General features: G+C 61.1%; 7 protein-coding genes. All 7 read right to left on the bottom strand.

Annotation, left to right across the window (positions count from 1 at the left end; genetic code table 11):
* Nucleotides 1-1,877 (bottom strand): GAF domain-containing protein (locus G4O04_04010; protein ID HEY57691.1); only part of this gene is annotated, 1,877 nt, incomplete at its 3' end.
* 73 nt (nucleotides 1,878-1,950) lie between these two features.
* Nucleotides 1,951-2,736 (bottom strand): ParA family protein, encoded by a 786-nt coding sequence (locus G4O04_04005; GenBank protein HEY57690.1) that lies wholly within the window; start codon nucleotides 2,734-2,736, stop codon nucleotides 1,951-1,953.
* Nucleotides 2,737-2,738: 2 nt separating this feature from the next.
* Nucleotides 2,739-6,086 (bottom strand): GAF domain-containing protein, encoded by a 3,348-nt coding sequence (locus G4O04_04000; GenBank protein ID HEY57689.1) that lies wholly within the window; start codon nucleotides 6,084-6,086, stop codon nucleotides 2,739-2,741.
* 2 nt (nucleotides 6,087-6,088) lie between these two features.
* Nucleotides 6,089-7,753, bottom strand: coding sequence for a GAF domain-containing protein (locus tag G4O04_03995; GenBank protein ID HEY57688.1), 1,665 nt, complete (start codon nucleotides 7,751-7,753; stop codon nucleotides 6,089-6,091).
* A 5-nt stretch (nucleotides 7,754-7,758) separates the two neighbouring features.
* On the bottom strand, nucleotides 7,759-10,656 hold the full coding sequence (locus G4O04_03990) for a GAF domain-containing protein (GenBank protein ID HEY57687.1): 2,898 nt from the start codon (nucleotides 10,654-10,656) through the stop codon (nucleotides 7,759-7,761).
* 21 nt (nucleotides 10,657-10,677) lie between these two features.
* Nucleotides 10,678-11,148: a response regulator gene (locus G4O04_03985; GenBank protein ID HEY57686.1), complete on the bottom strand. Its 471-nt coding sequence runs from the start codon at nucleotides 11,146-11,148 to the stop codon at nucleotides 10,678-10,680.
* Between the two features lie 8 nt (nucleotides 11,149-11,156).
* The coding region (locus tag G4O04_03980) for a response regulator (GenBank protein ID HEY57685.1) at nucleotides 11,157-11,488 on the bottom strand (332 nt) is incomplete at its 5' end.

Below are 11,488 nucleotides of genomic sequence, written 5' to 3'. Positions count from 1 at the left end.
GTAGTCAATTGTAAGGTGTTCCCTGAATCGTCTCGAGCAAAAGAAATCAAACCGGCGTCCACATAAAGGAAGTCCCGCACACCTTCCAACGCAATACGGAAGACTTCTTGAAGGTCCAGGGTTTGGCTAAGGGTTTGGGCCAGGCGATTGAGAGCCTCCAATTCAGTGGCCTGTTGCCGGATGTTCTCCAGAGCGCGCAAGTTTTGTATAGCCACGGCGGCCTGGGAGGAGACGGCGATGATTTGTTGTTGTTCTTCGGGTGTGAAGGCATGGGGCTGGCGGTAGAGCAGGTTGAGGAACCCAATCCATTGACCGCCAACCACGAGGGGAACGAAAGCCACGGCTCGAGCCTGGAGAGCCTCTGCATAAAGGCGTTGAGCGGCTTCGTTCCAGTCATGCTGGGCGGTGTTAGGAATGAAGTCCCCCCCACCACGAATGCGCAACACCTCGGGAAAGTCGCTCACCCGGTAGCGTTGGGTAGCCAATTGGGGAGGGATGTTTAATTCGGAGATGTGGGCTACCGGGATCATCCATTGGGGTGGGTTCTCGTCATCCCAGGGGCGGTCGAAGAGGCTGATGACCACGGTATGCACATCTTGGCCCAGGAAGTCGCGCAGGGCGTGCAGGATTTCCTCGTAAGTGCTGGCAGCGTTGAAGGCGGCCGTGAGTTGATAAAGTTGAGCCGTGGTGTTTAGGGCTTGTTGTGTCTGCTCGAAGAGGCGAGCGTTCTGGATGGCCAGGGCGACCTGATCCGCCACGCCAGCGAGCAGGTTGAGGTCGGATGGCGTATAAGCGTTGGGCGTGTAACTTTGAACCGAGATCACCCCAATGACCCGATCGCCGACGCGCAGAGGGGCCGCTAATGCTGAGCGGGCCACTTTTTCATCGACGCCGGTGGGGATGGTACGCGGTTGAAAGGGCAATTCGGCCACGTTTTCAAAGTCCTTGATGAGGACCGGACGGGCATGTTTCACCACATACCCACTCAGACCTTCTTGTAGGGGAATCTGGATGCCTGGTGGAGTGAGGATGTTTCTGTCTCGACCGTAAACCAAGTCAATAACGTTCTGGGCTTCGTTGACCAAGCCGACGAGGAAGGTTTCTGCGCTCATTAATTGTTGGAGTGCTTGGTCCGTGGCGGCATAAATGCTTTCCAGTTTGAGTTGCTGGGCTACGGAGCGGGCCAAATCGAGCAGGGCCTGCAACTCCGTGGCGCGGCGTTGCGCGGCTTGGAAGAGGCGGGCGTTTTCCAGTGCCAGGGCCAGTTGTTGGGCGATTTCGGCGGCCAGTTGCTTTTCGTCCTCATCCCAGATCCGATCCGGGGAGGGGTGCACCACCTCCAGCAGTCCTACGGTGTCGGCCAACGGGACGGGAGCAGCCAGGACGGCGGGTTGGCCCGCCTGGGCGGGTTGCATGACCGGGGCTTTTTGCCGCAGCGCCTGTTGCCCAGCCGGAGTGAGGGGCTTGCGGGCCGGCGCGATGCGCTCGCCCTGGAGCAGCAGTCCTTGCAGCTGTTCTTGGGCCGCAATGGAACGCAGAAAGCGTGTGCCGGTCGCTGGTGGCGTTGGGGCGGAGGGGGCAGCGTGCTGAAATTGCAACATCCCCACCAGGGCTTCGGTCTCCTGGTTGATGCCGGCCGTCAGATAGAGGACGGCCGAGTGCGTCCCTCCCCGCACGTCGTGCACCTGCACCTCCAACCCGGCGATTTCCTGGGCGCCTTCGAGGGTGGGACGATAGAGCGGGTGGCGTTCCAGATCGGGGATGAGTTCGGTCAAGGTGAGGCGACGCAGTTCTTCCTCGGCGTAGCCCAGGATTTGAGCCAGCGCGTCGTCAAAGGCCACAAAGCGCCCCTGACCGTCGCAGCGGAAGCGTACCATTGGGGGGGCAGCCTCCGCGGGCGGTGCCTCACTCTGTTCGGAGGAGGCGGTCATCAATTCGGAGAAAAGTTCTTCAAGCCGTTCGGACCGAAGCCGTTTCTTGGGTTTGGACATAGTCGAGCAACTCCTGGGCCAGAGCGCGGTATTGGCGGGCCGCACGGGATTTGGGGGCGTAGTGGGTGATGGGCAGCCCGGCGATGGCGGCTTCCCGCAGTTTGGTGTCCACTTCGATGGTGGTTTGGAACAGACCTTGGCCGAAGGTGGCTTCCAGGCGGGCCTTGATGATCCGCAGGGCACGGGTGCGGGTGCGGAACATGGTGATGAGCACGCGGTAAGCGAGATGCGGGTTGGTGGTGGCGCGCACCTGACGTATCATGGCGAGCATGGCTTGCAAGGCATAAGCCGAAAAATACTCGGCCTGGGTGGGGATAACGAGGACATCGGTGGCGGCCAGGGCGGTGGCAGTGATGGTGCCCAGCGCCGGGGGACAGTCGAGGATGATGTAATCATAAGGCAGAGGGCGTAGCATGGTGGAGAGAATGGTTTGATAGTGCGGTCGGGTAGGTAGGTAGCGCTCGGCAAGGGTCAAGGCGCGCCCCGAAGGAAGCAAATCCAGCCCAGGGGTGCGGGTCTGGACGATGAGATCCTGAGCCGGTGTGGCGTTAAGGAGCAAATCGCTCACATGGTGGTGAAGGCGCCTGGGATTGATGCCTACGGCCAGACTCAGGTTTCCTTGAGGATCCAGATCTACCACAAGTACGCGGGATCCCCGTTCAACCAGAGCACCGCCCAAGGACGCAACAGAGGTCGTTTTGGCTACACCACCTTTTTGGTTGGCAAAGGCAAAGAGAATAGCCATGGCTATGCCTCGGAAAGGTTTTCGCCATTTTCGAGGATCACCACCTGGGTAATCTCGGCTTGAAGGGCTTTTTGCAGTTCCCGCAGGGCAGTTTGGAGGATTTCTTGGGGGTCGTTGCTGGCACGCATGCGGGTGGTGATTTCGGTCACCAGGCGCTCTCGCCGGGCGCGGCGGGTGGCGGCTTCAAAGAGGCGGGCCGCTTCCAGTGAGGTGGAGATCTGGCGGGCGATTTGCTCCAACAGGCGTTGTTCTTCGTCGCTCCAAGCGCGCTCGCCGGGCAAGCCGATGCGCAGCGCGCCGACGAGTTCTTCGCGGAAAAGCAGTGGGAGCATGACGATGCTTTGGATGCCTTTCTGCTGCGCCAGCGGTTGGGCTTGAGGGGGGAGCCCCTCGGTGGCCGGCAGGATGATAGGCCGCTTTTGCGCCAGGGCGCTGGCCACGATGTCGGAGAGGTCTTCCACGATGGGTTGAGCGCCCGGGGGATAAGCGGCCACTATCTTGTAGTATGGCCCGGTGGTGCGCAACAGCGCGCCGCCGATTTGGCCGCCCAGACCCTCGACCAGGCGGGGCAGGACTGCCTGGAGCAGTTCCACCTGATTCACATGGGTGGCCGCGATGGAGGAGATTTCGTTGAGTAGTTGCAGTTGCTCGGCGCGGCGGCGGGCAGCTTCCAGAAGGCGGATGTTGGTCAATACAGCGGCCAATGAAGTCGCCAAGGTGCGGAACAGTTCCTGGTCGCTCTCATCAAAGGCGCCGGGGCGTGGGCTTTCCAGATCCATAACGGCGACCATTTCGTCGCGATATATTAGGGGAATAGCCAACTTCGACTGAGTACCGGGCGTCCCTTTGATATACCGAGGATCTTCCTGCACCCGGTTGCTGCGCACAATTTCTTGGTGCTCAGCGGCCCAACCGGTGATGCCATGCCCATAAGGGACTTCCATCCCCAGGGCCTTTTCCCGCTGGCGATGGCCTTTCGCGGCGACGACCCTCAGGGTGCGTTGGGTGGGATTCGCCAGCAAAAAGGCCACTGCCAGATCTGACCACATCTTGTGGATTGCCTCGGCAGCCTGTTGAAGCGCTTCCTCCACCGTGAGGGTAGCAGTGGCCGCGGCCAGGATGGCGTGCAACTTGCGATGGGATTCCAGGTGTTCCTGGACTTCGGCAAACAGCCGGGCGTTAGTCACGGCCACGGCCAACTGGTCGGCCAGAATCTGCAGCACCTGGACATCGTCTTGGGAGAAGGCGTGGGGTCGGGTGGCCTGCACATCCAGCGCACCGATGACGGTATCGACGGTTTTCAGCGGCAGGGCCAGTTCGGCGCGGGTTTCGGGCAGGAGGGGGTTGGGGTGGTGAATCTCGCTGTGCCGGGTATCGTTGACCACCACCGGTTCACCCCTGGCTGCGGCCTGGCCCACCACAGAGGCTGAACCAACGGCCAGACGGTGCTGGCGGCGCAGCATCTCGGCCCCGGCCTCCCCTGTGGAAGCGCGTACTTCGGCGTATCTTCCTTCTTCGTCTATGAGAAAGACCGAGGCGTGGTAGAAGCCAAAGCGTTCGCGGACGAGTTCCACGGCACTTCGAAGCAGGGTTTCCAGGTCTAAGGTGGTGGACGTGTCGCGGGCGATTTCGGCTACGGCTTGGAGTTGGGCGGCACGCCGTTGACTTTCGGTGAATAGGCGGGCGCCTTCCAGCGCGCTGCTCAATCGGCGACTGAGTTCCTGAACCAAACGGCGCTCCGGGGCATTCCAGGGCCGATCGGCGGGTTTGCGCAGGCGCAGATGGGCCACCGGCACGCCGCGCACTTCGATGGGTACCTGCAACACCTGGGCGCTCTCGTTGGTCGGGGAAGGTTGGGTGGATTCGGTTTCGGCGATCGGTTGCAGGTGGCCTTGGTCGTCCAGCCGGTAGCCCTTCACAGAGCGCTGGCGGACAAAGGCTTCCCAACCCCGCTGACTGATCTGCGCGTAGGCGCGCCGCATCTCTTCAACGGCTTCCTGGCTTTGGCGCAACAATTCGGCGTTGTGAATGGCTATGGCCAGCAAGTCGGCCAGAAACTGAAAGGTGTTGAGCTCTTCTCGACTAAAGGCGGCGGATTGGGTGCTTTGCACATCCAATGCGCCTAGGACACGGTTGCCGATACGCAAGGGCAGCGCCGCCTCGGATCGGGTTTCTGGTAGGTCGGGATTGCGGAAATGCACAGCGTCGCGACCCACATCCAATGCGATGCGCGGGCGTCCGGTGCCGGTGACATAGCCCACGATCCCCTCTTCGCCCACTTTCAGGCGGTGGCCGCGGCGCAGCATCCGCCGCCCGCCTTCAGAGTTGGCGGCCCGCAGCACGGCATAGGTGCCGCTGGCATCCAGGAGGAAGATGCCCACATGGTACACATTGAAGCGCGCGGCAATGAGGCGGGTAGCCTCCTGGAGGATTTCGTCCAGGTCGCTCAGAGAAGCGACCGCACGCCCCACTTCGGCCGCGGCCTGCAATTGTTTGTTGAGGCTGCGCAACGAGGCGGTACGCTCCGCCACCTGTTGCTCCAGACGCATTTGAGAGGCCATGATCTGGTCGGCCATCTGGTTGAAGGTATGGGCCAGTTGGTGGATCTCCAGCGGCGAGGCGGGTTCTGGGGCGCGTACTTGCAGGTCACCTTGCGCGAAGCGAGCCAGATAGGTGGTCAGGGATTCAATGGGTTTTACCACACGGTTGAGGGTTAGGCCTACCTGGCTCAACAGGGCCGCGGCCATAATCACCATAGCGCCGCCGATGAAGAGTAGCATACGTAGCAGGAGGGCCCGGGTGGCTTGGGCTGCTTGGGCGCTCTGTTGCCGGGTGTTGCTCAAAAGAATGGATGTGGCGGTGCGTGCCTGGCGCTCGAGGGCGTGCAGTTTTTCGATTTGGGCCTTTACTTCCTCCCACCGGTTTTGTGCAGCCAGACGCTGACTTGCCTGGAGGATTTGCACGGCGTCGCGGGCGTATTGTTCCAGTTCGGTGAGGTAGGGGTAGAGGGGGTCTTCTGGCCCTAACTGCTGCCTCAGGTTCACAATGTGCTGCAGGTCTTGGGCCAGGGCCGTAGCCCATGGGATGACCAACTCCTGGTATTGGTAAGCCTGGCGGGTTTCGTAACCTTCTTCGGTGACCAGCAGGGCCTGGACGGTGTCCAGGTGGATTTGGGCGAACAAGCTGGTGTATTGGTTGGTCTGGAGGACCTGGTACATCCGGGCACGTAGCGGGCTGGTAAGGTAAAGCATAATGCCGCTTATCAAGGCTATGACAAAAAGGGTTAACAACCCGGTTCCCCAAAGCGTGGTGCGCAGGCGGGGGGACCAAAAGCGCCGTTGGGGGGACATGGCTACTCCTCGATGGCAGGCAGGGTGGAACTTAGGCGGATTTCGGCCTCTTGGAGGCCCAAAGCCTCTTGCAATTCACGGACGATAGTGCGGAGCATCTGGTCCATATCCAGGGTAGCGCCGACATGGGCGCTGATTTGTCCCAGCAGTTGTTCTTGTGCGGCGCGGCGCAGGCTTTCGGTGAGYAGACCGGCRTTTTCCAGGGCCASCCCGGCCTGRTAGAKCAACGCCTGGGCCAGGGCCYGYTCYTCYTCGCTCCAGGGGGYRTCSCGYTCCAKCACSACYTCSCCSACCACGGYRTCSCGYACYTGRAGRGGSAGGCGGAGCAGSCGCCCSGTNGNNTNNNTTTCKCGSGAASKGGWGGTCGKCTCTTCGCTCTGGAGGAYYTGGATGCYGCTTTCMGGGAGRTCGCTCCAGGCCTGGCTCAGGAAYTGGGCGTGGATGGCCYGSAGTTCGYTCAGSGYYTCYTGSGTGGTGYGGAACAGSCGRGYGKTGYTYAGSGCGYTGGCYARGGTGTCGGCRATGCCYTGCAGGAKGCGGATATCGTCKTCGTCGAARGCCTGRRRACGSTCGGAYTGGATGGTCATGGCTCCAATGACTTCGTCGCGCACTATGAGGGGAATGGCCAGTTCGGTTCGGGTGTGGGGGAGATAGGGGTTGCTGAATTGCACGGGGTCGCGGCCGACGTCCAGTGCCAACCGCAGTTTCCGGTTGGCGATGCACCAGCCGATCATGGAAGTGCCGCCTACGGCCAGCCGGTGCCCGTCCTGAAGCATGCGTTTTCCCGCTTCCCCCGTGCCGGCGCGCAGCACGGCGTATTCGCCCCGCTCGTCCAGGAGGAAGATGCCGGCGTAGTACAGATCAAAACTTTCCTGGACGGTGCGCAGTACATAGTCCATGAGTTCCTGCTCGTCGAGCAGGGTGGTGGCCACCCGAGCAACTTCGCTGGCAGCGCGCAACTGAGCCACGCGGCGGCGCAGGGCGCGCTCTTGACGTTCCAGACGCTGCCGTTCCTCCTCCAACGCCGAAGTGAGTTCCTGGCTTTCTTCCAGCGATTGTTCCAGACGGCTGCGGTTGATGGCAACGATGCCACCGGCCACCAACCCGATGGCGATCATTGTGAACCCGGTGTTGACCCAGGCCTCCGGCAGTTCGCTGGTCACCAGCCCCTCGACCGGGGGAAGGGGAAGGACGCGGTGGATGAAGAGCCAGCCCACGATGCCGTGCAGAGCGAGGCTGATCCCGATACCCAGCACGGCCTGGAAACCGTTCAGGAGAACCCCGGCGGTGACCACTGCGCCCATAATCCAGATGCGGCCATCGCCCCGTATTCCGGTGTTGAGGTAGGTGGTAAGGGCTACAGCCCACAGCAAAGCGACGAGGCCCCAAGCGCGCAGAGAGAAGGGGAGCAAGCGTCGGCTAAACGTGGCGACGAGCAACGTGATATAAAGGGCCACATAAGCGGCTGCGCGCCGGGGCGCCCCATGGAGGATGGCGCTGTGAGTGTTGACAATGACGACTGGCAGGGCGGCAGCGCTGGTGGCCCGGGTGAGGAAATTGAAAACCTCTTCCCGTGTTGCTGTGACGCTGCGGAGGGACGGGGGCGATGAGGAAGGTGGATGTTCTTGCGGTTGGGGGCGACTGCGCCGAAAGAACGGAGAGGCCATACTGGTTACTCCTTGTGCCCGTTGCCTGCAGAGGAAGTACCTGTTTGTTCGGGGGATAACCCGTAGAAGCGCACCATCACCCGCCGGGCTTGAAGCGCCTGACGCAATTCTTTGGCGGTGATATCCAGGATGGCGCGGAGGTCGATGGTGCGGCGCAGGCGCTCGCCGATTTCCAGCAACCGTTGCTGTTGCTCGGCGCGGCGCTGGCTCAATTCCAGCAAGCGAATGTTGCGGATGGTCAACGCCACCTGGGTGCTCAAAGTGATAAAGGTTTGAAAGTCCTCGGCGGTGAAGCGACCTTCGTGTTCGATGTCCTGCACCAGCAAGGCACCGAGGATTTCATCGCCCACGATGAGCGGGGCCCCCATCCATGACCTGGCCGGTGGACCAATGTGTTTGGCGCCCAGTTTTTCAATTTCGTCGCTCTGGGTGATGAGCAGGGGCTCCTGTTTCTGGATGAGCAATGAAGTCAACCCTTCGCCCAAAGGGGTGGGTTCGGGGATGCTGTGAGGTTTGTCCGCTCTCTGCTCCCACACAAAGGGGATGCGCAGTTGCTGGCGCAGGGGGTCATATTCGACCAGCGCCACGGTGACTTCGCCGTAGAGTCGGCGGAGTTCCCGGGCCAGGGTGGGATAGAGTTCCTCCAGATGGGCGGCGTGACTCATCGCCTGGCTCAAACGGTTGATGGCCTCCAGTTCCACCAGGCGGGATTCGGCCCGTTGCAGGGCGTGAATCTTGGTCAGGGTGTTACTCACCACTTCGGCCAGGTTGACATAAGGCTGGATGCGAGGCCGGGTGAGCGGATGTTCGCGATCTGTTGCCAGAAGCAGGAGTCCCACGGGCTCGCCTTCCCGGATGAGCGGGAACAGAGCGGCGGAATATCCCCTCCAGGCGCGGAGCAATGTCTGCAGAGGTTGCGGAAGCCGGGCGAAAGCTTCTCGTTGGAGCAGGATGGGCTCTTGCGAGGGGAAAAGGGTGGTCAAGGCATCCCGCTGAAGGGAGAGCCCTTGGATGGAGGAATGAGCGAATACCATGCGCAAGGCGTCGCTTTCCGTTTCGGCAAAGAACAACGCTGCGTTGACCTCCCCTTGCCGGAAGGCTTCTTCCAGAGCCTGGAAGATCTCGTCCAGCGTCTGAGCCTGGGCCACGCGTCGGCTGGTCTGGTAGAGCGTTTGGGTGGCCACCAGGTCGATGCGGGTAGTTTCCAGCAGACGGGCGTTATAAATGGCCGCGGCCAGTTGGCGGGCCAGGGTTTGCAGGGTGGCTACGGCGTGCTCGTCAAAGGCGTAGGGGTTTTTGCTTTGCACATCCAGCACGCCCAGCACGCGGGGGCCTACGGCGATGGGAATGGCAGCCTCGGAACGCGTTTCGGGCAGAAGCGGGTTCTTGAAGTGGATGGGGTCCTCTACCACATCGGAGGCGATGCGTGGCCGGTTATGAGCTGCTGCCCAGCCGACCAGGGAGTGCCCGCCCACTTCCAGTCGGTGGCCGCGCCGTTTCATTTCTTCGCCCACGGGGCCTGTGGATTCGCGCAGCACGGCGTACTCCCCGCTTTCGTCCAGGAGGAAGACCGAGGCATGGTAGTACTGAGCGAAGCGCTCCACGATGAGGTTCACGGTGCGTTGCAGGATGTCGTCCAGAGAAGTGGCCGAGGTGGCCAGGGTGGCCACTTCGGCTGCGGCCTGAATCTGCTGGGTGCGTTCCTCGACTTCTTGCTCCAGGGAGCGGGTGAGGTTGGTGAGTTGGTCGGCCATTTGATTGAAGGTGTAGGCCAGCATGCCTAGTTCGTCATGCCGCTGGATCGGAGCCCGGGCGCGGAAGTCGCCGCTGGCAAAGGCCTCGGCCACACGGGCAATGGCTTGCACCGGTCGGGTGATGTTTTGCGTGAGCAGCCAGATGACCAGGGCCAGGAACAGAGTGGTCAGGGTCAACAGCCCAACGGTAAAGGGAACCAGAGAAGTGATGTTGGCCAGAATGGCTCCCTGGGAGACTTCGATCCCGACCCCTGCCTGAAGAAGGGGCAGCCAACCGGCCACGCTGAGCAAAGGCCGATCCGCTTCAGGCCAGGCGTATCTCAGCGTGACGAATTGCTTGAGGGTCGGCCGGGCAAGCAACACATGGAAGTTGGGGCGAATGCTCTCGGGCAAGGGCTGGGTGACCAGTTCCTCTTTCAATGGATCAATGTGTATCCATTCGGCGTCGGTGGTGATGAAGTACCCCTTTGTGGCAGCCAGGGGGAGAGAAGTGGTCTGTAAGAAGCGCTCGATGGGGTAACCTTTGGAGACGCCGATGATGAGTACGCCTTGCGTGGTGGGAGTGACCCCGCGGGTAGCGGTGAGCACGCCGAAGGTGTTTTTGGGAAGCAAGGGGTTGAGATGGGCACTACCGAAGTGGACAAAGGATTGCTCCCCCTGAAGCACAGGCGTCAGGCGCGGCCACCAGGGCGCCAGAGAGAGATCAAGGCCTTCCAGTTCGGGGTGTGTGCTGACGAGCACCACCCCTTGCTCGTTGACCACCAGGAACTCGTTAAACAGAAGCAACGAGGCGTTGCGGTTGGCCCGTTGGAGGGCGGCAAGCAACCGTTTGCGCTGACGGGGGAAATCCGGGGCGAAACGGGAGGTGTGGAGGATTTTCTCCAACAGGGCTTGCGTGTCGGTGTGATACAGCGCCAGGCTAAGACGGACCTGTTTGGTCCGTAACCAGGCCTGGAGGTCGTTGAGGGTGACTTCGGCGAGGGCTTGAATTTGCTGGGTGGCTTGTTCGATGAGCAGGTTCTGCGCCCGCCGGTACGCGGCGTAGCCCATGATGAGCACAGGGATGATGATGAAGGGCAACAAAACCAGCATGATACGGCGGGCCAGGCGGCCGCGAAACATCGGTTGCGAGGGGACGGCTTGGCTCATGGAGAGCACTCCCGGCGGAGGTCAAAGTTCCCAAACGGATTCGCCGGCCAGGATGCGGCGGATTTGCTCGGGAAATCGGTCGGGGTCGATGGGCTTGCCGATGAAACCGTCGAAACCGGCGGTTTTGGCTTTGTTCATTTGCTCCAGGCTGGCTTCTGCCGTGACGGCCACCACCAGCGTGTCTTTCAAAGAGGGGGAGTTGCGGATTTTGCGCAGGGCTGCATAACCGTCTTCGTAGGGCAGGCGGATGTCCATCAGGATGAGATCCACCCGGGGTAATGTGTCGGCGAATTCCACCACCTCATAGCCGCTGGTTTTCCATTCGCAATGAATGCCCATGTACCCCAACAGGCGGGCGATGAGCACGAAGTTGGAGACATTGTCTTCGACCACCAGGACGGTGGCCCCTTCAGGATCAATGGGCGTAATGGGGGGTGAAGTTGTTTCGTTTTTGGGCTTCGGGGTGGGAGGGCGAGATTTAGATACAGGCATGAGAACCCTCATTGAACAGAGCGAGATTTTGCTATGTAACGGGCGATTTGTTCAGGAAGTAAGTCGATATCAATCGGTTTGGGGATATAGCCGTCGCATCCCGCTTGTAAGGCTTTCTCCATGTCGCCTTTCATCACATTCGCGGTCATGGCGATAATTGGGACATGTTGCAGTTGAGGCCGGGCCTTGAGTTGCTTGGTCAGGGTGTAACCATCGATTTCCGGGATGTTGATATCCATCAAAATCAGGTCGGGCGTTTCTTTTCCCAGGTATTCCAAAGCCTGTTGGGCGTTTTCCGCTTCAACCACGGTGTATCCTTCTGCCGTCAGAACCCGTCGAA

Source organism: Anaerolineae bacterium (assembly GCA_011176535.1).
Classification (GTDB): Bacteria; Chloroflexota; Anaerolineae; order Anaerolineales; family DRMV01; genus DUEP01.
This window is presented reverse-complemented; position numbering and strand designations above follow the sequence as displayed.